A 23,347-nucleotide genomic window follows, 5' to 3' on the forward strand; every position below is an offset into this window, starting at 1 on the left:
CTTCGGGGCTGCTGATTAATCTCGTGGAATTGTCCCGAAATTCAATCAAACCGTTTTAAAAACAGAAAAAGGAGTCCTTTGTGTCACCGTTATTCATAGTATTCGAGGGAATCGACGGTTCAGGCAAATCAACACAGGCCCGTATGTTCCACGCATATCTGCGCTCACTGCATATGGACCCGGTTCTGCTCATGGAGCCTTCACCGGGCGAATGGGGTAAAAAAATACGGACACTGCTGTCGGGCTCAGTTGTTCCTCCCGTGGAGGAAATGCTGGAACTCTTTCTGCGGGACCGGGAAGACGATTCCCGTCGTAACATTATCCCCGCCCTGGACTCAAAAAAAAGCGTCGTCATGGACCGGTATTTTCATTCCAACGCGGCCTATCAGGGAGCCATGGGACTGGAGGCGGATCGTATCCTAAGCGAAAACAGAAGGCGTTCCTTTCCGGAACCGGACCGGGTCTATTTTATTGATGTACCGCCCGTTACAGCACTGCGCCGCATATCGGAACGCAACAAGGGCGAACATCGGGACATATTCGAAAAAAGGGCTTTCCTGGAAAAGGTCAGGGAGATATTCCTTGCCATGGCCGATGATTCCTTTCTCATCATTGACGGAGAAAAACCGGAGCATGAAATACATACCATGATAATAGAAGACTTCCAAAATCGTTTTGATATTTTTGCATGAGGTGCCAAATGAAAAGATCATTCTTCACGACTCTAATAAAAATTAATTCCGTCGTTATACTAATTCTGCTTATCGCTGTCTCTCTTAAAGCGGCGGAAAACCCCTTCCTGATACCTGAAGTCGGTTCAGCCAGCTATGCCCAGGGCCCCTTCTCATCAAACATGAACCCGGCCCTCTCCGATCTCCCCGATGAGAGTCCCCTGTTATCATACCGTTTCCTTAAATGGGACAATGAAGAAAAATCAAACCATCTTTTACTTCTCAATATCCTGGGGCTTTCATTCACCTATGGTTGGTACGATCATGTCTATAACAGCACTGTGGGTGATGTGGAGCATGCCGGTGCCAACTACTTCAATATTAACAAGGGATTCATGTTCAATAATTACTTCGGCTTCGGCGCGGGATATTCCTTCTCTCAGAGTGATACAAAAGCATATGATAATTACGGTGCCTGGTCCCTGGGATTCCTGCTGCGCCCCTGGAACTTTCTTTCCCTGGGAATAGCCCTCAATGATCTCAGCGGTTCAATGGGCGGCAGCAGTATAAAAAGAAAAGAGGTGTACTCCATTTCCGTCCGGCCCTTTACGGACCGCCTCAACCTGTCCATGGACGCCACGAGGCTCGCCGGCCAGGGCATAGGCGATATGAATCTTGCCTTCTCGACCGATATTCGTCTGGTCTATGACATATCCCTCTTTTTCAGAAGTGATCTGGACGCAAACATGAAATTCGGCATCACAATTCCCTTTTTCACGCGCTCCGCAAGGCGGCCCATGGGATCATCGGGAATTTTCGATTTTTACCGCTCGGCCAACAGCGGCGACATTGCCGAATACAACAGCTTTAGCTTAACAATTCCCTTCACCCAGTATAAAAACGCCCTTTCTCTAACACCGGATGATACCCTGTTGAAAATTTCACTGAACAGAAATATAAACGAACTGGAATCAGAAGGACTTTTCACCGAGAAGAAGATAACGTTCCTCGAGATTATCGAGGGAATAGAAGTGGCTGCCCAGGACGGCACCATCTCGGGCATCATACTGGAGATCGACGACGCGGGAATGGGTTTCGCCCAGATACAGGAGATGCGCCAGTCCCTGCAAAGATTCAAGGAAACGGGAAAGAAGGTTTATGCAGTGATGAATGTTCCGGGAAACAAGGAATATTACCTTGCAACGGCCGCGGATAAAATATACTTCACTCCCAACAGCACCTTTGAGATCACCGGGCTCAGCGCCGAGGTTTATTTCTTCAAGAACCTCCTGGCGAAAATCGGCGTTAAATTCGAGGTTGTGAAACATGGCGAGTACAAATCGGCCTACGAGTCCTTCAACCGGGAACATATGTCCGATCAGGCGCGGGAGAACCTTGTATCACTTATCAAGGACCTGAATGACCAGTTCATATCAGACATCCGGAAAGACAGGGATATTCCCGATGAAAAAATCACCGGGCTCTTTGCCGCTGGACTCATGTCTCCCGATGAAGCGGAACAGGCCGGTTTCATCGATGAAGTCATGTATTATGATGAAGCACTGAAAAATATCTCCGGGAGTCTTGCCGTGGTCAGGCTGGGAGATTACCTGGGCGAGAGTGAGAAGAGTTATATCTGGGGCCCCATCCCGGCCATAGCCGTCCTGTATATCGACGGTTCCATAGTCCGCGGCAAATCAACCCGCTCCATGTTCGCGAGCACCATCGGCGATGCCACTTATCATGAAATGATAGAAAAGGCCTTCAAGGACTCAAATGTCAAGGCCGTTGTCGTCAGGGTAAGTTCAGGAGGCGGCTCAGCGGCTGCATCGGATTATATGCTCAATGACCTGATGAAATACAAAAAGAAATATCCAAAACCCGTCGTATTTTCCTTTGGCAACGTGGCGGCTTCAGGAGGATACTATGTGGCATGCAGCGGCGACAGGATATTCGCCAGCGGCGGGACCATTACCGGTTCCATAGGCGTGATTACCGGAAAGGTATCGATGAAGGAGCTCTATGAAAAACTCGGCATCAACAAGGATACCATAAAGATGAGCGAGTTCGCTGATATTTTCTCGGAATCAAAAGACCTGAGCGACAGGGAACGCGAGGTCGTACAGAAGGGGGTCGATTTCATTTATGACCGCTTCACCGGCAAGGTAGTGGAGGCGCGGAACATTACCGACACCGATATCGGCAATAAGGCCGAGGGACGCGTCTTCTCCGGAACTCAGGGACGGGAAAACAATCTCGTCGATGAGATGGGCGGACTGGTTGCCGCCATTGAATTCGCCCGTTCCGAGGCTCACATAGACGACAATTTCTCACTCATGATTCTTCCCGACGAGGATACGGTTCTCAAAGGCATGCTGGCTTCCGATGAAATGAAATCCCTGACACAGTACCTGCGTCCTCTGATGAAGCATCTTGAACCGGTTCAGTACGGCAATGAGCGGGCATTATACCTGCTCCCCTATACCATCGAAATAAAATAGTACGGGTGATCTTTGAACCAGGTAAATCCCGCCAACAGCACAGGGATCATTGCCGACCGGATGAACTATCTTGGATCCAGGGGCATCCCCTTCCTCTTCATTATTGATTTCAGGATGAAGAGCCATTACATCCAGCCCCTGCGCGGGCTGGATCGGGACATCCTCTTTAAAATCGGAGAAACAAAAAATTATCTTTCTGTTCCGATCCCGGAGGATATTAATCCAGGCATACAATTGACCTGCCCAGCCGATTTCCTGCGATACGAAAGGGCTTTCCGTTCCGTTATAGAAGAAATCCGCCGCGGCAACACCTACATTCTCAATCTGACTTTTCCTTCCGGGATAACCCTTAAGTCCCGTCTCCTTGACATGTTCCACACCGGAGATTCCCTCTTCAAGCTTTACTACAAGGATCAATTCGTCTCTTTTTCACCCGAGCGCTTTGTAAAAATTGACGGCAATATCATCACCACATTTCCCATGAAAGGGACCATAGACGCAGCGGTACCGAATGCCTTAGAGGCAATATTGCAAGATAAAAAGGAAACGGCAGAACATGTCATGGTGGTTGATCTTCTCCGCAACGACCTGTCCATGGTTGCCCGACACGTACGTGTCGAACGGTTCAGATATGTGGACAGGATTCCCGCGGGAAACAGTGACCTGCTGCAGGTGAGTTCCCGAATTTCAGGCCGCCTTGATCCGGACTGGCGGGCTCGCATCGGGTCCATCATAACAACCATGCTGCCGGCAGGATCAGTTACGGGTGCACCGAAAAAAAAGACCGTGGAGATTATCGGCGAAGTCGAAGGCTATGAACGCGGTTTCTACACCGGCATTTTCGGCGTTTTTGACGGCGACGGCCTGGACAGTGCAGTACTGATACGTTTCATTGAAAGGGAACGGGACGGCCTGTTCCTGTTTAAAAGCGGCGGCGGAATAACCATTGACAGTTCCATGGAATCGGAATACGCAGAAATGATCCGGAAAATTTACGTCCCTACCGGTGAAGTGACGGTTCCAAACAGGGAAGGAGCCGCGCAATGAATACTCCGGAACAGGCATTGCTTTTTGAGACCGTCAAAATACATTGTGGCGAAATCATTCATCATGTTTACCATAATGAACGCATGAACCGCAGCAGATACGAACTATTCGGATCAACAAACAGGCTTGACCTGCGGGAAATTATTGATCCCGTCCCGCATGGATTCCTGCGATGCCGGGTTTCCTACGGTGAAGAGATTCATGCCGTTGAATATTTCCCCTACGTGATGCGGAAGTTTCAATCTTTCAGGATACTGGAAAGAGATATATCTTATGATTATAAGTATCTCAACAGGAACGATATCGATCGTCTGTTCAACTCACGCGATTCCGCCGATGACGTTATCATAATCAGGCAGGGCCTGGTGACTGACACCAGCATCGCCAATATCGCCTTCCATGAAGGAGACCGGTGGATCACACCCGCCCATCCCCTTCTCAGAGGTACGACCAGACAGAGATACCTGGATTCAGGACTCCTGGTGGAACGAAGTATAACGGTAGATGATACACTACATTTTTCAAAAATGGCCCTTCTCAACGCCATGCTCGATTTTCATATCATCGAGAATCCCCGCTTTATCCGATGAATCATTTATTTTCTTGACAAATTTTTAATTAGCAGGTAAAAATAAGACATGCAGTTCCTCTCTCTCAAATACATCTAGCAGGTGATGGTATAAAATATGAAAGTTCTTCTGGTCAACAATACCAAAGCAGCCTACAGCGCCATAAATCAATCCCTGAAAGACGCAAATCTGAAATTCATCTTTTCCGAAGGCATCGAAAATGTTATCGAAGAGATAAAAACGCAGTTGCCCCAGATCGTGATCATTAACTGGTCGGCTGATGACATCGATGTGGAATCGATGTGTAAAAATATCAAAAAACTGAAGCTTGCAAAATACGTCTATATTATGGTGATAGCAGCGCGTGAAAAAGAACACGCCATGACACGGGTTATCAATGCCGGGGCCGATGACTTCATTTTCAAACCCTTCGGCAAAACAGAACTTTCTCTAAGGGCTACCATAGCGAAGAACACCATCAAAAGAGAAGAGCAGATAAGCAAATCCAAGAAAAAACTTATTAAATTTTCCAAGGAGGATCCCGTCACATCGCTCCTGAACCGGCGGGCACTCCTCGATGAAGCCATAATGGAAATGGGCCGTGCGTCGCGGGAAGGTAAATTCTTCTCTTCCATCATGATCAACGTGGACAATTTGAAAAATATTATGGAGAATGACGGCACACTCATGGGCAACGCCACGCTTTTGGAGCTCAGTAATCTCATTAAAAAACACAGCCGGTCCTACGATAAAACCGGAAGATACGGCATTTCCCAGTTTCTCATTTTTCTCCCCGATACGCATGTTGAACAAGCTGAAAAATTTGCCGGCCGCATTACGGATTCCCTGAAGAAAAAACCAATCAGGATTCACGGCAACACGATTCCGGTAAACCTTTCCCTGGGAATCTCTGAATTTAATCCCAAGGATGTCTATGAAAACAACGATTATGATGATCTGCTCATTAATGACCTGCTGCTCGATTCCCTCATTCGAAGGACCGAGGATGCCGTGGAGAAGGCATCACGCAAGGGAAATAACAGCATTGAAATTATAAAAACGTGAACATTTTTCTTTTTACGGGATGGTTATGGTCTCTCCCAGGTAGCGTGGTTTCTCATTGGTTAGATACAGGTCAATAAAGGCCTTTACTCGGGCAAAATATTCCCTCATCCTCGTTTTAAAAGCCGCCACGGGTTCAACATCGTCGGCATTGAATCCTACGGCCGCGATACCGAGATGACGGGCAATATACACGGCACGCTCATTATGGAAACGCTGTGAGATGATGGTAAAACTCTCCTGCCCGAATATTCTGCTGCACCTTACGACTGAATCAAGGGTCCTGAAACCGGCATAATCAAGATAAATGGCCTCTTCTGGAACTCCCTGCATCATCAGCTCCTTTTTCATGATCTTCGGCTCATTATAGAAATGAGTCCGGTTGTCACCGCTGGCAATGATATATCGTATTTTCCTCTCCCTGTACAGGAGAGCAGCAGCTTCAAGCCTGTACCGGAAATAGGGATTTAAAGCACCGCTACTCAGATATTTACTGGTGCCCAGAAGAAGTCCCACTTTATTGGGAGGAAGATCCTTAATATTACTGTAAACATGCGGCTTAGCTTTATGGGAGATGGCGCAATTACAAAATACTATTGCTCCTGCTGCAGCACATATGCATATCAGAATGCATATGCTTATTCTTTTCATTGTTATTTTTATCATCATTCAATTTGTTTTTCTTTTTTTATCCACTGAATAGTATCATTTAAATGTTACCTCATACGTCAAGATTTATCCATCTCCCCGTAAAAAATAATATGTGAGACTAAAAAAAAGCGGTCCCCAAAGACCGCTTAATATATTCCCGACGGGATGAAGAAACCAGCTATCCGATGGCAACTCCTCCCCGTTCGCCTGTCCTGATGCGAATACAGTCCTGCATGTCCATGATAAAAATCTTACCATCGCCCAATTCCCCTTCAAAAGCCCCTTTCGTTATGGCTTCAACTGTTTTTTCAAGATAAGCGTCATTCACGGCGATTTCAAGTTTCACCTTCCTCAGAAGATTGCTGACCTCCTTGACACCTCGGTAAACCTCCGTTACCCCTTTCTGACGGCCGCAGCCGAGCACTTCCGTAACTGTCATGAGGTGAACCTCAACCCTGTCCAGTTCCGTTTTAACATCTTCCAGTTTATGCGGTCTTATTATTGCTACGACATATTTCATTGTCTTCCTCCTTGTTTCCTTTAGTCAATAAGAGTATATCCGGCTTCCTGATGCTGGGTAAGATCAAGCCCGATATATTCCTCCCGTGCCGTTACCCGCATGCCCGTGATCCTGTCAACTATCATATAAATTACAAACGTTCCTATGGCTGCAAATACAATGGCGACGACAACAGTTATAAACTGGACTAAAAGCTGATGCGGATTCCCATTTATGAGACCGTCCGTACCACCGATTGACTTATCTGCAAAAATTCCCGTTGCCAGCGCACCCACTATTCCTGCAATACCATGAACACCAAAAACATCCAGTGAATCGTCATAACCGAATTTCTTCTTAACATACATAACGAAAACAAAACCGAATATGCTCCCCAGTGCGCCGATAGCAATGGCCGACATTGGAGTAACATAACCCGCAGCGGGAGTAATGGCAACCAGGCCAGCCACAAGACCGGTGATCACTCCCAGGACCGTCGGTTTTTCGTTGAGCACCCAGTCGATTATCATCCATGTTACAGCTGCCGATGCTGCAGCAGTATTTGTGTTAAGAAATGCCGAAACAGTCTGACTGCCCACGCTGAGAGCGCTTCCGGCGTTAAAACCGAACCAGCCGAACCAGAGAAATCCAGCACCAAAAACAGAAAAGGGGAGATTATGAGGCGAGCTTCCTTCCCCGGATCCGCTTCTCTTTCCCAGCAGTATGGCCATAACGAGGGCCGATATACCGGCTGTTATATGGATAACCGTTCCCCCGGCAAAATCTAGGGCTCCCATTCCAAATAGCCAGCCTCCCTTTGCCCATACCATGTGGGCCATGGGATCATAAATAAGCGTCGACCAGAGAATTACGAACAGTAAAAAACCTGAGAATTTTATCCTCTCGGCAAAAGCTCCAATGATAAGGGCCGGTGTTATAACGGCAAACATCATCTGAAACATCATGAATAGCTGATGGGGGATGGTCTGTCCCTCTAGGGGAAGGAGAGTCACTCCCCTGAGGCCCACATATTCGAGGCCGCCGATTATACCTCCCCTGTCAGGCCCGAAAGCAATGCTGTAGCCGAAAAGAATCCATTGCAACGATATAATGGCCAATATTATCATTGACTGCATAAGAATCGAAAGAATATTTTTCTTCCTGACAAGTCCCCCGTAAAAAAAGGCAAGTGCGGGCGTCATCATCATGACAAGCCCCGTTGCAATAAGCATCCATACTGTGTCAGTATAATTAATCATTTTTAACCTCCGGCATCTTCTGAATATAGATGCAAGATAAACATGGCAGCATTTTGTGTCAACCGTTGGCCGGGCATACCGGGCTTTAATGCAGTATATTTAACAATTGTGTAACAAACATCTGTTAGAAGATACCCTTTTGTTATTTCGGATTATTTTGTTACATGAAGTTAATCTATTCGTAACACACCCGTAACATAATTGTAATATGATTGTAACATTATTCGTCTAACGCATGTTATTTTCATATAAGGATTGCCATCAACAACAGAATCGGCCTGAGGATTGCAGGTGTTTACAATTACCGGCGGGGATGCTATCGAGGTTTACGGATTTATACCGTTTTTATTCAGGAGTTCGGCGATAAGAAAAGCCATCTCGAGACTCTGGTTATAATTAAGTCGGGGATCACAGTACGACTGGTAATTCTTGCCCAGATCTTCATCACTGAGAGCCGTTGCACCTCCGGTACATTCCGTGACATCCTCACCGGTCAGTTCAAAGTGAACACCTCCCAGCGGAACACGGCGCTCGGAGAAAATACGGAAAGCGCATTTCAGCTCTCCCATGATATCGGTAAAATCACGTGTTTTCCTGTTTCCCGATGCGTGAATCATATTCCCGTGCATGGGATCACTGCTCCAGGTAACGGGCCTCCCGGATTTTATTACGGCATCGACAAGAACCGGCAGAGTGCTTTCAATTTTCGAAAGCCCCATCCGGGCAATGAGATTTATCCTCCCTTCTTCATTCCCGGGGTTCAGCACCGCCAGGAGCTCGATGAGTTCATCACTGCCAATGGACGGACCGATTTTTATGCCGATAGGATTGGAAATTCCCCTGAAATACTCCACATGCCCCTCATCGAGAGCCCTGGTTCTTTCACCGATCCACAGCATGTGTGAACCCAGGTTGTAATACCGTCCTGAAGCAGGGTCTTTCCTGGTGAGCGCTTCCTCATATCCCAGGAGAAGTCCTTCATGTGAAATAAAAAAATCTATTTTACCCACAGACTCGGACCTGATCCCGCCGAAGGATTCCATAAAGTTTATTGCATCAAGTATCCCATCGACAGTAGCCCGGTATTTCCTCCACTCTCCAGTCTTTTCCATGGAATGGAGGTTCCATGTATAGGGATGATGCAGGTCAGTGAATCCACCTTCAATCATGGCCCTGATAAAGTTAAGAGTTGATACGGACATGAAGTAAGACTGCAGGAGCCTCTCCGGATCTGGCCTTCTCTTTTCCGCATCGGGTTCATAATCATTGATACTATCGCCCCGGTAAATATCAATCTGCCGGCCGTCAACGATTTCCGTATCCCGTGACCTGGGCTTTGCAAATTGTCCGGCGATCCGGCCTATCCTCACAACGGGCCTGCGTGCGCCATAGGTAAGGATTACGCTCATCTGGAGTAGAATTTTTATCTTATTGGTTATAGATTCCTCATTGCAGTCCATGAAACGTTCAGCACAGTCCCCACCGTGCAGAATAAAACGCCTGCCACGGCCCGCTTCCGCCACCTGCAGCCGGAGTTTTTCTACCTCGCCAATAAAAACGAGGGGCGGAAGCCCCTCGATCTTTTTCAGTACAGAATCAAGCTGTCCCTTATCGTCATAGACGGGCTGCTGGGATATGCGATATTCCTTCCAGCTTGTTTTCGTCCAAATTCCCCTGTCCATTCTCTCTTCTTATTTCTTTTTTTTGACTGTTGCGTTTTTGATTTTTTTTGCCGGCGCTTTTTTTACAGCCTTTTCCGCTGAAACTTTTTTATTGCTTTTCTTAACTATCTTCTTTGCCGGGGCTTTTTTTACGGCCTTTTTAACCGTCTTTTTTGCCTGGACCTTTTTCACCGCTTTTTTTGCAGGGGACTTTTTAGCCGGTGCCTTTGCAGCCGCCGCTGTTTTTTTCACACCTTTCCCTGATCCGGCAATCTTGAGAATCCATTTCTTTACCATTGCCAGAACCTTGTTTTTCTCTTCTTCCGTTTCATTCATGGTCTCATGATACAGTCCCTTATAAATATGCAGTTCCTTGCCGGAAGAAGAGGCCTTTTCGTATACCAGTTCGCTTCCCTGGTAATCCACCAGGCCGTCTTCCTTGCCGTGAAATACCAGGAGAGGCATAGTCAGTTCAAATGAGCGGTTGAGACATGCTTCCCTGGTTTTGGTGAATTCGGTAAAAAAACGCGCCGATGCCTTATCATGCACCAGGGGATCATTTTCATATGCCTCTATCACATTTCTGTCATGGGAAAGGTTGCCCGAATCAAGAGCCGTTGATAACGTAAGGCCGGGAAGCACCGTTGAGAAAAAAGTGCCCATGGTCTCTTTCCAGGCCGGGATCTTCACCTTAAGAAGAACCGCCGGGGAAGACAGGATAAGACCTGCCAGGTCATCACCGTATTCAATGGCAAACCTGCAGGCAATGGTACCGCCCATACTGTGTCCAAGCATGATAAGGGGCAGGCCGATATTCTGCTCACGGATATAATTAACAAAAAGCTTCAGGTCATAGACAAAGTCCATGAAAGAATCCACGTGTCCCCTGTTCCCACCTGATCTTCCATGTCCCCTGTGGTCCAGTCCATAAATGGAGATTTTTTCCTTCGCCATGGCCCCTATAATATTCTGATACCGCCCTGAATGTTCACCGATACCATGTGAAATAACCAGTACTGCCTTCGGCGAAGGTACTGTCCAGCTCTGAAAAAATATCTCATTGCCCCCTTTCCCGATAAAAGTACCCGAATTATGCGTGTAAGAATCCATAAACAGCTCCTCACTTATTTTTTAAAATTCATATACTATACAGCGCCTCTGTCCATTGCAAAAGAGGGACAGGCCGATTTATTTCAAACTGCAGTTATCCTCTCCTGCGCCAATGGGCTGAAGAATCTTCCCATGATATTTCACGGGATGATAATATCCATTGAGCTTATATACCCATTCATCTCTGCGAGTCAATACAAAGTCGCTTTCGGGATAAAAATAATTTAGACTCTTTTCATAATACTGCGCGGCCGCCCGTAGCCCCATGAAACGGAATCCCAGGGCAATATCCTTCACAAGCCCAGGCGCCTCCGGTCCGGTCTGTTCCATGGATAAGGCCGAAAGGAGCATGAGAAGACCCCGTCGCACATCTCTCCGTGTTCGAACGAGGCGTCTACCTTCTTTCACAAGCCTTTCGTAATCGCCTTTTTTTATTTCCACGGTGAAGCCCGTGCTGCAGACCATGCTGCTGTTATGGTTCCTGTTCCGAAAGCTGAAGCGCAGGCGATGTCCGCCGGGATAGAGTTCCTTCCCGTAATTGATGCGGTAACATCCATCACTGCATTTTTTTACGGCAACCGGTACATCATCCAGAGTTATATCAAGGTACCGCGTATCTATGCCGGCACTATCGGCATCACCGGTAATCTTTAAAAATATGTCAGGATGATGATCCCGTATCATATTTTGCAGGAATCCGGAATTTTCAACAGTACATGAAAAATGAATCAGGGCCGATGGAATGCCCCCGCGGAAGTAACGAGAAAGGGAGCGGAAATATGACTCGGCTTCACGTTCGTTGTACTGGGGATCTTTTAACCGCAGGGCTTGTTTCTCATCGCTGAAAAAACAAGCTTCACCGATCACGCCGGGACAGATCGATGCGGTCTTTCGCAGAATCCGCGTTCCCGTTTCCTGGAATACGGCAAAATCGGATACAATCCTTCCCCGCTCATCCATCATGTTGTGAAACTCATCGAGGAGATAGCGGGCGTAATCAAAACTGGCGGGTCGAATGAAACGATTTCCCCATATGAGCACGGCAGGATAGTTGATTTCATCGGACCTTCGCGCTGAACCATTATGATGGATGCTGATGAGAATATCCGGGGCGCTCTTCTCCACCAGGGCTATCCTTTCCTCAAGACTCACATCGCTGTCGGTACGCCGGCTCATGACAACCTGGGCCCCGGCCTCCCTCAACATCATCTCCAGGATGAGCGATACGCGCAGATTGACCATTTCCTCGGTTATCCCGCCGGGGCCTGTCCGGAACCGGTCCGTGGTCCCCTTTCCTCCGTGTCCGGGATCAATGAAAATTTTCCTCCCCTTCAGCCAGGTGTGATCCTTAAGGTTGAGTGAACCACGATAGCCGTCATAGCGGTATGAATCTGTTGACAGGGGATTCATTCCGCAGGAGAGAAGAATCGGTGTAATTAGTAGCAGCAAAGCGGATACTGCACGTTTATATAACCTGAATTGGTCCATGGGCTCTGCCTTCAATGAATTGCCGGACAAAGGAATTATCCGTATTTTTTATTTCTTCGGGCCTGCCGCTGAAAATGACATGTCCGTCATAGAGCATGGCGATCCTGTCGGCGACCCTGTACGCCGATTTCATGTCGTGAGTGACAACCACCGATGTGATCCCGTAGGTATCACGCATCTTCAGGATGAGCCTGTCCACAGCGCCTCCCGTAATGGGGTCCACTCCCGTGGTGGGCTCGTCATAGAGCATTATTTCGGGTTTTATGGCAATGGCCCTGGCAAGACCCACGCGCTTCTGCATTCCTCCCGAGAGCTCCGATGGTCTTTTGTCCTCGATATCCCGAAGCCCTACCTGCTCAAGAAGATGCGGGACCATATTTTTTATTTCGTCCTCGGAAACACCCTTTCTCCTCATGCCAAAAGCCACGTTATCGTAGATATTCATTGAATCAAACAGAGCGGCCCCCTGAAAAAGAATACCGTATTTTGCCTCAATGGCCATTCTTTCATCGTTCCCGGCCCTGGAATAACAGACATCATCAACATAGATATCGCCTGAATCAGGTTTTAAAATACCGACAAGATGCTTTAGTATAACTGATTTTCCCGTACCGCTCTTGCCGATGACACAGAGCACTTCTCCTTCATAGACATGGAGGTCCAGCCCGCTGATAACAACCTTGGGGCCGAAGGCTTTATGCATTCCCTCAATCCTGATTTTTTCCTTCATGGTTCAATACTGTACAAGGAAGCCGCTTTGCCGTCAAGCAATTCAGCGGCCGGGCCTGAATATTATTCAGCACGAACTGTCATAATTGTATTGACATGCATGTCATGGAGAATTTCATATTTATCTTATGATCCTTATCCAGAAACCGCAGATCAGCACCTTCAGCCCGTGCGCCTACCTTCCCGACAGGGAATGGAGGTTTGAATATTTTTTCGCCATGGACCTCAATGAAGGCGAGTTGGAAGAACTTCTGGCCCGGGGATGGAGAAAATTCGGGGCCTACTTCTTCCGTCCGCAATGTGGTGAATGCCGTGAGTGTATACCCATCCGCGTCCGCGTGAGTGAGTTTAACGCGAGCCGCAGCCACCGGAGAATCCTGAAAAAAGGATCGGACATCGCGGTAAAATTCGGACCCCTGGAATACCGCGATGAGATATATGAAATCTACCGTATACACTCCCTTGATCGTTTCGGCAGGGAAACCGACAGGGACGAGTTCATCAGTTCATTCTATACACGCTCCTGCCCTTCGCTGCAGTCGGAATATTTCATCAATGAAAAGCTGGCTGCCGTGGGATTCCTTGATAAATCCGGTGAGGCCCTGAGCAGCGTCTATTTTGTTTTTGACACCACTTATGGAGAGTATAGACTTGGCTCACTGAGCATACTGAAAGAGATCGAACAGGCACTTACCATGAACCTGAAATACTATTACCTTGGTTATTATATCAGGGACAATCACAGCATGGCATACAAAAATCTCTTTCATCTCAATGAAAAATACGACTGGCTCAATAACATATGGAGCGGAGAGAAATCCCGATGAAAAAATACCACAAGGAAACCTTTGACAATATTCCCGGGGAAAAAAGAGAAAAAGTACTGCGCACGGCCATGAAGGAATTTTCCAAAAATGGTCTTACAGGTACCAAGGTCGGGGATATCGCCAAAAAGGCGGGCATTTCCCACGGCTCCATGTACAGCTATTTCCCCACAAAGGACGCCCTTATTAACACCATTATTTTCAAGGGATATGAACTGCAGAAAAACGGCCTCTCGGAAAATCCGGCAATGGGCCGCAACATTTTTGACAGGCTCGGAGCGATCCTCTCCTACGCCCAGCAACTGGCAAAAAACGACCCCGATATTATCTCCATCTGGAGCGAAATGAGTTTTGAATTCAATTCGCGCTTTTCAAAACAGATAATCAAGCTGGAAGAGGAGGCCATCCTGTTCTGGAAATATTTCATTGAAGAGGGTAAGAAGGAAGGAAGCATAGACGTTTCCATTGATACCGATTCAGCGGCCTATTGCATAGACAGCATCGTGGGCACTCTCATGAAATCCTATATTTCCCGGCATGAAAGGATGAAGCTGTCCATTCATTTCGGAAACAATGCCGACAATGACGATAAAGTCGTCAGCAGCATCATGACTCTCGTCAGAAACATGCTGAAGCCATAACCGGTTTTCCTCTCGTTAATTGCCCATATATTTAATTATTTTGTTGACTGATAATTAACTAACATTTAGCATGTGATGGTGACTGACATGTCAATCGTTTTTACTCAAAGGAGCTTGTCATGGATACTATCAGATTCCCGGAAAATTTTCTCTTTGGAGCGGCCACGGCAGCCTTCCAGATCGAAGGTGCGTGCGCCGAAGACGGCAAGGGTCCGTCCACATGGGATCACTTCACGGGCATAAAGGGAAAAATACGTGGAGGGAGCAATGCCTCAAGGGCCTGTGAACACTACCACCGTTACCCTGAAGACATCGCCATCATGAAAGAGTTGAATCTTGACGCCTACCGGTTTTCTATTTCATGGCCCAGGATCATGCCCAACGGCGAAGGCGTAGTAAATAACAAGGGCCTGGACTTCTACAGCAGGCTCGTTGACTCCCTTCTCGATGCGGGGATAGAACCCTTCATAACCCTGTTTCACTGGGACCTCCCCCTTGCTCTTCAGAAAAAATACCGCGGATTCGAGAACAGAACAGTAAGCCGGCTTTTCGCCGATTATGCTGAAGTCGTGGTCAGTCACCTGGGTGACCGTGTGAAGAACTGGATAACCATAAATGAACCCTGGGAGTTTTCCTGCATGGGACATCTCCTGGGAGAACACGCCCCGGGCAGAATGAGCCCCCGGGCTTTCTTCCGCGTCATGCACAATGTTCTTCTGGCCCATGGCTATGGCATGCAGGTCATCAAGGGACTCTATCCCGAAAGCCGTGCCGGCATAACCGTGAGCATGACACCAGTGCAGCCCATGACCGAATCAAAAAAGGACGCCTGGTCCGCTGTGATGGCCAACCAGTTCATGAACCACATTACCCTGTCACCGCTCTACCACGGCAAGTACCCCGAACCCTTCTGGTCAAAAATGAAAGTCCTCACCCCGAAAATCGCCGATGGAGACATGACAATCATCTCACAGAAAACCGATTTTTTAGGCCTCAATAATTATCAGCGCGAACGGGCCATGCATAAATGGTACATCCCCTTCTTTAAAACATGGATCACCGGGAGCGGCATTGCTGAAAGAGATTTTGTCCGTGACGGGGTTCAGTACACCAGCATGGGATGGGAGGTCCATCCCCCATGCATATATGACTGCCTGAAAACCATACAGACCGAATACGGCAATCCCCCTGTTTATATCACGGAAAACGGCGCCGCCTTTGATGACATGGTTACGGATGGAAAGGTCCATGATGAAAAACGCATTGATTACCTCAGTGGTTATCTTGCCATGGTTCGGAAGGCCATGACCGAAGGCGCCGACGTGCGGGGATATTTCGTGTGGTCTCTCCTGGATAATTTCGAATGGGCAGCCGGCCTGGGCAAACGGTTCGGCCTGGTTTATGTCGATTATGAAAGCCAGAAGCGCATCATAAAAGACAGCGGCCGGTGGTACAGCACCCTTATCAGTGGAAGCAAGGCCTGAGGGAGGCCCCTGCCACATCAAGCGGCCGTCATTTCACTTGTCAACGCGTCCAGGTTCGCAGCCAGCACACTTATAGCGCCCGAGGCTTCGGATATTTTTTCTGTAATCTCCACCATCTCGATGGCCGAGTTCGAAACATTCAGGACAGACTTGCTCGATTCATCGGTAGCCACCTTCTGTTCCAGGGTTGAATTTTCAATGGTCTTGCTGGACTGGTGTATTTTATCATTAAGATTCTTGATGGCCTTGATGGTCATATCTATATCACCGATAAGATAGCTGATATCGCCGATCTCCCGTTCTATTTTTATAATGGAGTTATCCAGCTGATCCATCATTCCCGCCGATTCAACAATGAGACTGCTGCTGTCATCCATGAGCATCCTGTTTTCCACAATTATTTTTTCTATCTCCCTGGCGTTACTGGTAGTGGCGTCAGCCAGTTTTGATATTTCATCGGCAACCACGGCGAATCCACGGCCCGCTTCTCCGGCCCGGGCGGCCTCTATGGCCGCATTCAGGGAAAGCAGGTTCACCTGGTCGGCGATATCATTGATTACCTGGATGAAAGTAGACATGATATTACTTTTATCCTTCAGAATCTGGAACTTTTCCCGTGTTTTTTGAATATGTGATGAGGAATTTTTCGAAAAGACCGTGACCTCCTCGACAGATTTTCGTATTTCCGTGGAACTATCCTGCACCCTGTCATTTACCATCTTAAGATCATTCACCGAATCAACGGCAATCTGCATCTCCTCGTAAAGGGAACGGGCCACCTCGCTTATGGACTCCGAGTTCGCTGCAAGCTCCTCAATTGCCGTCGATATTTCTTCCAGAGAAGACGCCTGGTTCTGTGAAATGTCCTTCAGGGTGACCGTCACATCTTCCTGACTTCTGGCCTGGGTTTTCATAATTACAATCGACTCCAGAACCTGACGCGCCATATGGGACAGTTTGCCCAGGTTTACATTGGCTTTTTCACTGCTGTCTATGGCAAGAAGCAACAGGTTGCTCGTTGCCGAAGCGCCGAAAGAAGCGGCAATTCCCACCCACAGATAGATGAGATACCGGATAATTATATTACTGGCCGGCCCGCCGGGAAGAAGCTCAGGCCGCAGAACAAGAAGCAATGTCTGAGATATGAAAACCATGACAAGCGCAAAGATACATGCCCGCCGGTTAAAATAAAAGATGCTCATGGCCAGAGGAATGTAATGGCTGGCGAACAGTTCCGTGGCACCATAGATAATGTATTGCATGATCCACAGGGAGAGCACCACGCTGATAATGCTGATATAGCTCGATACCTTCGTCCCCTTTAAGCGGGATGAGTTCACAAGTAACCAGGCGGCGCCGGTTATGAGGAGCATGAGAAACAGTTCCAAGCCGATATCTCCATATGTCAGGTAATGCGATGACTTCCCCGAAAGTTTTATCGCCAGGGTCGCCACGTTTCCCAGGAGAACTATACTCAGGAAAGCCTTGAACAATCTCCGGTTGTTATCGATAATCACCTGGGCGAAAATTCCACCTCTCTCAACAGTATCCCCCTTACTATTCTGCCTTTCCATCCTAAAACTCCTCACAATATTGATTATTACCTGACTATTAATTGTGAATTAATACCGCTATAGTATACAGGAAACTTCACATAATAGTCAAGAAATGAATTCTGTAAGCCTATATTTTTATAGTCAAAAAATATCATAATGTCCTATATATCAACTATCTTTTAATCAAAATAACACTTTTTTAGATAATCTGGCCAGATTTCCTGTACAGGTACCTGGATTTTTCCGGGATAAGGCCGTGATAAATTTATTGATTAATTTTTCCCAATACTATTAACTGACTGATTAATAAACGTCAGTTTTACTGGACCAAACACATTTCGAATTAGCGAGGAACTTTTTATGAGAAACATGCCTCTTTTTTCAATAATCTTTATCCTCTTATGCGGTTCCTTCACGTCGCTCCTGGCCCTTTCACCGGGAGACACAGTCCGGCCCGCGGAAATCCGTGACGCTCATAACAAACCCATGATGATTCCTTCACTGGGCGAAAAGCCCGTTCTCATTTTCTATCCCGATCCCGACGTACCGAACCAGAACAAGAATTTTTCCGAAGCCATGAAAAAAACAAACTTCCCCCCGGCGCGATTCGCCGGTATGGGAATCGTCAATCTGAAAGACGCGCCTTTCATCCCCGATTCACTGATCCGCTTCATGATTCGCCGTGAAATCGAGGCGGACAAGCGGGCCGTTATCTACACCGACCCGGACCGCCTCCTGCAAAAGGCCTGGAGACTGGGTGACTGCAACAATAAATTTGTCATCATCCTCATCGACAAAAATATGAAGGTGCTTTTCATAAAGAAGGGAGAGATGACACAGGAGGAGATTGACCGGGTCATCGGGCTTATCAGGGAAATGGTTAAATAAGAGGCCTAAAATTTTTTAAGGCTCTGTCCCTTCAGGTTATCTCTCTCATAACAACAGGGGTCAGAGCCTCTTATCACGCAAAAACTATACCGGCGTTCCGTATTACCGGTGTGTTACTCTCCTCCCGAAGAAACCGTTTCCAGGCCTCCCCGGTAGGTCACACTCACCACGATAGAAAGCATCTCCAGACCGTCGAGAAAGACCCGGTTATAAAACCTGGTCCCCGATGAAAAGAGTCCCCCCAGAGAAAAATTGACCGAAAATGAGTCACTGGGGATTATGGAACAGTTGAGCCCCAGCATGCCTGCCGTGATCGCTTTCATGGATACGGTCTGTCCGGGAATGGGAAATCCCCCTACGATAAGATCAGCTTCCAGTTCGGGTTTGTTGAAGCTCTGGATAAAAAGAAAATAGGGTGTTATGCGGAAATAATTATATATAGTCCGTGACAGGGCAATACCGATATTAATCCCTGCAATCACACCGCTTCCGGAAACAGTAGCGTCAGTATTCGCATCTGGTTCGGGAAAGGCGATATCGGCGTTGTAGCCTTGAAGGGACAGACCCCCAAAGACCGGCATGGACCACTTGTCATCCTCAATGATCTCATACCCAATGCCGCCATGGAACGAATAGAGGGAATAATCAACTTTCACACGATAATCGGTGCCGGGGCCGTAAAATTCACCCTTGAGGGTCCCTGCAGTTTTTAGAAAAGCAGCAATACCATAGGCCATCCAGCGGTCAGTAAGGGCATATCCGCCGCCCAGGCCGAGAGAAAAGCCCCTCAGGTCATGACCCCGCACATCGGGATCGTCAAAAACCCGGGATATATCAAAATAGGCAGGAACCACCGACACGGTCCAGTTCCCTGTGCTGAAATGGGTCATGGGCGTAAAGGAGTCCGATATTATGGACGAGGTCACATTAACGATGCCATCCACGGCACGTGTAGTAACATCTTTATCAAACTGGGCGAAAACGTTATGCGGCATCATTATCAGGAATAGAACTGCATTGAAACTCATCGCAAACTGAAAAAAGCGAGGTTTTAACCGCATCATACCCAGACCTCCCGGACAATACGGACCAACAAGGTCCGCACATCTTAAAAATATTTTCTATTTGAGCAGTGGAACAGCCATGCCTAACATGAGATCAAAATATTATCCGAAGCATGGCAATTCAGGAACGCATGATTCGACGCATATGTCAAATATTTTTATACTTGCGTGCAAACATCTACAGCACGTGGCGCATGCGGAAAATCTCCCGGCCTTCATAGGTCCCTGCGGGTATAAAGCTCTTCTCCAATCCCCGGGGGATAAAGGGCTGCATTTCCGCAGTAAGATAAAGATTGCCCGGCTCGGCATATTTCTGCCCCAGGTGGAATATGGAATTGATCGTGTCGGAAATCAGTTCGCCCGTATCCCCCCTGGTCTCATAGATGGTGTTCCCTATATGAAGGGCAATTCTGTATGACAGAAGGAGATCATGATCCATATCTTCGGCATTGATAAGCCTCCTGTTCAGCATAATTGAAAAAGATGTCAATACAGCATCGCTCTTTTCCCCGTTAAACGGAAACAATATAAGACCGCCGAAATCCATCCAGATCCATATTTTACCATGCACCGGGGCGATTATCGAGTTTATTATATCATGAAATTTCTGCACAACTACTTTCAGGTTATCAGCGCCATAATTTTTTTTCAATTCACGCTGATTATCCAATTCAATAAACATGAAGGAAAATGTGTATTCATTGCCGGACTTAATGCTCCTCCAGTCGGGCCCCGAGGGGATCAGGCCCGGAATTATCTCGGTGGTACCGACTTCTTCCTCAGTTTCACCGGAACCGGCAGCAATGAATTCCAGCACACGCTTCATTCTTTTTGCATCAATGCCGTCTTTACACTCCTGCTTCCCAATATAATCGACACCTCCCCGGTGAAAAATTTCAGCAACATCGGCCACACTTCCCTTCGGGTCAAGAAAGCCAAAACGGCATCCTTCCTGTTTCTCAAGCTGTATCAGCACTTTCCTGATTTCAGGCATCTTCATGGTGCCGGCATCTACATACACCAATGATTTTACCGGAATGGTTTTCAGCATTTTTTTCATTTCATCAAAAGCATGATACTCGATGAACCAGTCTCCCTTCTTCTCAATTTTATTGAAGGTTCCCGAAACTGTTTTTGCGTTTGAAAAAACAATAATTTTCATACCACCTCTTTTATATCATGCATAGTTGTTCCCGGCAGATATATTCCATATACTCACTGCTCCCACCGAAGACCGTAGTTGAAATAATTCGTCCTGTCATCGACCTTGACTGGATGAAAAGCATCCATAATATTTTTATCCAATGTTGTGGCCACGGCATCGCTTATAGTCAGCGTGTTGGGATTGGTAAACTTCGATTCAATATCCATCACCTTTTTTATCACATCACTACGCTTCAGCTCCTCCTCGTTGTCCGAATAGGACATGCGTCCGCCATGAACGGCCAGCCGGACACCCAGAGGTTTGTCGAGACGACATTGAAGCTGATTATACAGGAAAAGGCGATGTACAATATCCATGCCACTGACGGTGGCATAGAGATTCTTATTCGAAAAGAAAAAAGCAACAAGTCCGCCATCGCCCTCCCAGTTCCAGATACGGCCATTACGTTTATCTATTGCCGATTGCACCATGCTCCGAAGATCCCCATACGTGGACTGAATAATATCCTCGGAATACTTCCTGACCAGGGCCGTATTTCCCACAATATCCAGGCGGAGAAAAGCAAAAGTATAATCCTCATCGTCCATGAGGGCCCCCCAATTTCTGGTTCGCCTCACAGCGGGATCCTCAACAAATATTTTATTCTCCTGATCATAGATGATTCCCTGCTCTCTCATCTCCATTATAATCTGACGCAGATACTTAATAGGATACTTCCTTCCCATATAGCCGTTGGAGTGTATATCGATGAGATGCTGGATTAGTTGAAGAAAAAGCTTTGCCTTTTTAACGTCAGCGACTATCTGCTGAGCCGCATTCTTGCGCGGTACGGGGATATTCTCGGGAAAACCGGTACTTCTGTTGATATCGTAACTCTGTATAAGCATCCTCGCCACCATTGTCATGGTCCCAAGATCGAGAGATTCCGCCAATGCTTTCGCAGCCAGACTGGCAAGTGAACTGTTAACCTGCATGCAAGACCCTCCTCAATTCAAAACTGGCCGGATTGTTCCCGTAATATATGACAGTTTTTCTGAAAATTCCACAGAAGTATACCAACTGAAAACCAAAACAGCTAAAGTCAATCCGCTCTGTAACTCTATATAATATTATTAGCCGCGTAAAGAACTAATTTCCCATGGTGAATCTTTTTTCATTGCAGTTCGAAAGTAATTTCCTGTTCCAAAAATAATCCGGGATCACTGAATTTTCAGGATCAGAGCACACTGCGATTGTTTCAGTGACTCCCCGGGGTCAGAGCATAGTACTGGATGCCAATGATTCCCGGAGGGACAGAGCATTATCATAATTATTAAAAGAAAAGAACCCCATTAAGCAGAAAAAGCACTGGCAATACTACCACAAGGAAAATAACTGTATTCACCACAAAGAGCCCTGAAGCCAGACGCATATCCAGATCATAAAGAATGGAGGAGAGTACAGAATATATGGCAGCAGGCATGAAAGATTGCAGCATAATAACCGACTCAATGTCGCGGTCTAATTCGATAAAACGTAAAGCGCCCCATGTCAGGGCAGGCAGGGCAATAAACTTGCCCAGGGCCAAAAAAAGGTGCTCAGGCCGCAACGCTTTTATATCAGAAAAAGTAAAATTAAGACCCAGGGTTATATAATACATAGAAATGGAAACCATAAGAATCATGTCCATGGGAAAAGCAAACGCAGGTCGGGGAATATGAAAGAGATGCAGGGTCAGAGCAAGTCCCGTTGCGTAGAGTGGCATATTCTGCCGGTTTATGAACAATTTTTTTAACATGTCCAGACTAAAACCCTCTTTCCGCGAGGCAAAACCAGCGAAGGGAAAAATTACGGCAAATATGTAAGGCATAAAATAGACGAGGAATATAGATGACATCCCCAGACCATTAAAACCGCCAAAGATATAACAAAGAAATCCTCCCATGGTGAAACCATGATTAGCCAATGATGAGCTGATAAGGTAGGTTGCCCTGGATTTTTCCTTGAGCCTGGTGAATGCAACCGTGGCATATCCCAGCATAAAACCACCCAGTACCAGGATCAGCCCTGCCAGAGGAAGGAGAAGTAGCTCAGGGGTCAGAGCCAGCCCCCAGATGCTCCAGATAACCACAAATGGTTCTACAAATATAAGATTTGCCCTGACTATTTTTTGAGCAACACCAGAGGGATTACGAAACTGTCTTTTTAAAAATGAACCCAGAATGAAAGGTATAATAATGACAAGTTGGAAAAGTATAAATTTGATTTCTACCGGCATAGCATATCCTATTATTATTGCTGCCCATATGGGTCTTCAATTCGCGGAAGGTCAATTCATTTTATTCACAATTTCTGCATGCCAGGGGTCAGAGCCTCTTTCTATAAAAACATGCTCTGACCCCATTTTCTTAAACAAATTTTATTCAATCCCCACACTGCTCCTTCGTTTTATTAATAAACGATTTTCATATAAAAGGAGCATAGCACCATGCCACGAAA

General features: G+C 46.9%; 21 protein-coding genes. 9 read left to right on the forward strand and 12 right to left on the reverse strand.

The features are described from left to right. The first annotated feature begins 80 nt into the window (after positions 1-80). From tmk to CVV44_07605, 5 genes are all read left to right on the forward strand, one after another. A complete protein-coding gene (gene tmk, locus CVV44_07585) occupies positions 81-692 on the forward strand; it encodes a dTMP kinase (protein PKL40069.1) in 612 nt (203 codons plus the stop codon). Then, complete coding sequence (sppA, locus tag CVV44_07590; GenBank protein PKL40070.1) at positions 689-3,172, forward strand: signal peptide peptidase SppA; 2,484 nt, start codon at positions 689-691, stop codon at positions 3,170-3,172. Before tmk ends, sppA begins: the two co-directional genes overlap by 4 nt. A 60-nt stretch (positions 3,173-3,232) precedes the next feature. Further along, the gene (locus CVV44_07595) at positions 3,233-4,219 is read left to right on the forward strand and encodes an aminodeoxychorismate synthase component I (GenBank protein PKL40147.1); all 987 of its coding nucleotides are present in this window, start codon (positions 3,233-3,235) and stop codon (positions 4,217-4,219) included. Continuing rightward, positions 4,216-4,809, forward strand: a complete 594-nt coding sequence (locus CVV44_07600) for a hypothetical protein (protein ID PKL40071.1) — start codon at positions 4,216-4,218, stop codon at positions 4,807-4,809. Before CVV44_07595 ends, CVV44_07600 begins: the two co-directional genes overlap by 4 nt. Before the next feature lie 96 nt (positions 4,810-4,905). Beyond that, positions 4,906-5,853, forward strand: a complete 948-nt coding sequence (locus CVV44_07605) for a hypothetical protein (GenBank protein ID PKL40072.1) — start codon at positions 4,906-4,908, stop codon at positions 5,851-5,853. 12 nt (positions 5,854-5,865) lie between these two features. On the opposite strand, the gene CVV44_07610 is transcribed toward CVV44_07605, so the two are convergent. The 7 genes from CVV44_07610 to CVV44_07640 form a co-directional block, all read right to left on the reverse strand. After that, positions 5,866-6,516, reverse strand: coding sequence for a protein SanA (locus tag CVV44_07610; protein PKL40148.1), 651 nt, complete (start codon positions 6,514-6,516; stop codon positions 5,866-5,868). Positions 6,517-6,679: 163 nt separating this feature from the next. Then, positions 6,680-7,021: a transcriptional regulator gene (locus CVV44_07615; protein ID PKL40073.1), complete on the reverse strand. Its 342-nt coding sequence runs from the start codon at positions 7,019-7,021 to the stop codon at positions 6,680-6,682. A gap of 20 nt (positions 7,022-7,041) precedes the next feature. Then, a complete protein-coding gene (locus CVV44_07620) occupies positions 7,042-8,256 on the reverse strand; it encodes an ammonia channel protein (protein PKL40149.1) in 1,215 nt (404 codons plus the stop codon). Positions 8,257-8,585: 329 nt separating this feature from the next. Continuing rightward, positions 8,586-9,941 (reverse strand): 3-deoxy-7-phosphoheptulonate synthase class II, encoded by a 1,356-nt coding sequence (locus CVV44_07625; GenBank protein PKL40074.1) that lies wholly within the window; start codon positions 9,939-9,941, stop codon positions 8,586-8,588. A gap of 9 nt (positions 9,942-9,950) precedes the next feature. After that, complete coding sequence (locus CVV44_07630; protein PKL40075.1) at positions 9,951-11,030, reverse strand: lysophospholipase; 1,080 nt, start codon at positions 11,028-11,030, stop codon at positions 9,951-9,953. Between the two features lie 78 nt (positions 11,031-11,108). Beyond that, positions 11,109-12,518, reverse strand: a complete 1,410-nt coding sequence (locus CVV44_07635; GenBank protein ID PKL40076.1) for a hypothetical protein — start codon at positions 12,516-12,518, stop codon at positions 11,109-11,111. Next, entirely contained in the window at positions 12,496-13,248 is a 753-nt protein-coding gene (locus CVV44_07640) for an ABC transporter ATP-binding protein (protein ID PKL40077.1), read from the reverse strand. The genes CVV44_07635 and CVV44_07640 overlap by 23 nt, the downstream gene beginning before the upstream one ends. 127 nt (positions 13,249-13,375) lie before the next feature. Between CVV44_07640 and CVV44_07645 the strand changes: the two genes are divergently transcribed. From CVV44_07645 to CVV44_07655, 3 genes are all read left to right on the forward strand, one after another. Next, entirely contained in the window at positions 13,376-14,074 is a 699-nt protein-coding gene (locus tag CVV44_07645; GenBank protein ID PKL40078.1) for an arginyltransferase, read from the forward strand. Continuing rightward, positions 14,050-14,712 carry a hypothetical protein gene (locus CVV44_07650; GenBank protein PKL40079.1) on the forward strand — a complete coding sequence of 221 codons (663 nt, stop codon included), beginning with the start codon at positions 14,050-14,052 and terminating at the stop codon, positions 14,710-14,712. Before CVV44_07645 ends, CVV44_07650 begins: the two co-directional genes overlap by 25 nt. A gap of 119 nt (positions 14,713-14,831) precedes the next feature. Continuing rightward, positions 14,832-16,196 (forward strand): beta-glucosidase, encoded by a 1,365-nt coding sequence (locus CVV44_07655; protein ID PKL40080.1) that lies wholly within the window; start codon positions 14,832-14,834, stop codon positions 16,194-16,196. A gap of 17 nt (positions 16,197-16,213) precedes the next feature. On the opposite strand, the gene CVV44_07660 is transcribed toward CVV44_07655, so the two are convergent. Further along, positions 16,214-17,770, reverse strand: coding sequence for a chemotaxis protein (locus CVV44_07660; protein ID PKL40081.1), 1,557 nt, complete (start codon positions 17,768-17,770; stop codon positions 16,214-16,216). A 342-nt stretch (positions 17,771-18,112) separates the two neighbouring features. Between CVV44_07660 and CVV44_07665 the strand changes: the two genes are divergently transcribed. After that, positions 18,113-18,640, forward strand: coding sequence for a hypothetical protein (locus CVV44_07665; protein PKL40082.1), 528 nt, complete (start codon positions 18,113-18,115; stop codon positions 18,638-18,640). A gap of 113 nt (positions 18,641-18,753) precedes the next feature. On the opposite strand, the gene CVV44_07670 is transcribed toward CVV44_07665, so the two are convergent. The 4 genes from CVV44_07670 to CVV44_07685 form a co-directional block, all read right to left on the reverse strand. Further along, positions 18,754-19,704 carry a hypothetical protein gene (locus CVV44_07670; protein PKL40083.1) on the reverse strand — a complete coding sequence of 317 codons (951 nt, stop codon included), beginning with the start codon at positions 19,702-19,704 and terminating at the stop codon, positions 18,754-18,756. Between the two features lie 178 nt (positions 19,705-19,882). Continuing rightward, positions 19,883-20,866 (reverse strand): hypothetical protein, encoded by a 984-nt coding sequence (locus CVV44_07675; GenBank protein PKL40084.1) that lies wholly within the window; start codon positions 20,864-20,866, stop codon positions 19,883-19,885. A 53-nt stretch (positions 20,867-20,919) separates the two neighbouring features. Beyond that, positions 20,920-21,843 carry a hypothetical protein gene (locus CVV44_07680; protein ID PKL40085.1) on the reverse strand — a complete coding sequence of 308 codons (924 nt, stop codon included), beginning with the start codon at positions 21,841-21,843 and terminating at the stop codon, positions 20,920-20,922. A gap of 338 nt (positions 21,844-22,181) precedes the next feature. Further along, a complete protein-coding gene (locus tag CVV44_07685; GenBank protein PKL40086.1) occupies positions 22,182-23,126 on the reverse strand; it encodes a hypothetical protein in 945 nt (314 codons plus the stop codon). Positions 23,127-23,347: the final 221 nt, after the last annotated feature.

The sequence above is a fragment of the Spirochaetae bacterium HGW-Spirochaetae-1 genome (assembly GCA_002839375.1).
Lineage (GTDB): Bacteria > Spirochaetota > UBA4802 > UBA4802 > UBA5550 > PGXY01.

Excerpts from the sequence above, each read along its gene's own strand:
- CVV44_07605 (PKL40072.1), top strand. The coding sequence starts at position 4,906 with ATGAAAGTTCTTCTGGTCAACAATACCAAAGCAGCCTACAGCGCCATA.
- CVV44_07660 (PKL40081.1), bottom strand. The coding sequence starts at position 17,770 with ATGGAAAGGCAGAATAGTAAGGGGGATACTGTTGAGAGAGGTGGAATT.
- CVV44_07650 (PKL40079.1), top strand. The coding sequence starts at position 14,050 with ATGGAGCGGAGAGAAATCCCGATGAAAAAATACCACAAGGAAACCTTT.
- CVV44_07640 (PKL40077.1), bottom strand. The coding sequence starts at position 13,248 with ATGAAGGAAAAAATCAGGATTGAGGGAATGCATAAAGCCTTCGGCCCC.
- CVV44_07685 (PKL40086.1), bottom strand. The coding sequence starts at position 23,126 with ATGCCGGTAGAAATCAAATTTATACTTTTCCAACTTGTCATTATTATA.
- CVV44_07630 (PKL40075.1), bottom strand. The coding sequence starts at position 11,030 with ATGGATTCTTACACGCATAATTCGGGTACTTTTATCGGGAAAGGGGGC.
- CVV44_07635 (PKL40076.1), bottom strand. The coding sequence starts at position 12,518 with ATGGACCAATTCAGGTTATATAAACGTGCAGTATCCGCTTTGCTGCTA.
- CVV44_07655 (PKL40080.1), top strand. The coding sequence starts at position 14,832 with ATGGATACTATCAGATTCCCGGAAAATTTTCTCTTTGGAGCGGCCACG.
- CVV44_07675 (PKL40084.1), bottom strand. The coding sequence starts at position 20,866 with ATGAAAATTATTGTTTTTTCAAACGCAAAAACAGTTTCGGGAACCTTC.
- CVV44_07600 (PKL40071.1), top strand. The coding sequence starts at position 4,216 with ATGAATACTCCGGAACAGGCATTGCTTTTTGAGACCGTCAAAATACAT.
- CVV44_07665 (PKL40082.1), top strand. The coding sequence starts at position 18,113 with ATGAGAAACATGCCTCTTTTTTCAATAATCTTTATCCTCTTATGCGGT.
- CVV44_07615 (PKL40073.1), bottom strand. The coding sequence starts at position 7,021 with ATGAAATATGTCGTAGCAATAATAAGACCGCATAAACTGGAAGATGTT.
- CVV44_07610 (PKL40148.1), bottom strand. The coding sequence starts at position 6,516 with ATGATAAAAATAACAATGAAAAGAATAAGCATATGCATTCTGATATGC.
- CVV44_07680 (PKL40085.1), bottom strand. The coding sequence starts at position 21,843 with ATGCAGGTTAACAGTTCACTTGCCAGTCTGGCTGCGAAAGCATTGGCG.
- sppA (PKL40070.1), top strand. The coding sequence starts at position 689 with ATGAGGTGCCAAATGAAAAGATCATTCTTCACGACTCTAATAAAAATT.
- CVV44_07625 (PKL40074.1), bottom strand. The coding sequence starts at position 9,941 with ATGGACAGGGGAATTTGGACGAAAACAAGCTGGAAGGAATATCGCATA.
- CVV44_07645 (PKL40078.1), top strand. The coding sequence starts at position 13,376 with ATGATCCTTATCCAGAAACCGCAGATCAGCACCTTCAGCCCGTGCGCC.
- CVV44_07595 (PKL40147.1), top strand. The coding sequence starts at position 3,233 with ATGAACTATCTTGGATCCAGGGGCATCCCCTTCCTCTTCATTATTGAT.
- CVV44_07670 (PKL40083.1), bottom strand. The coding sequence starts at position 19,704 with ATGATGCGGTTAAAACCTCGCTTTTTTCAGTTTGCGATGAGTTTCAAT.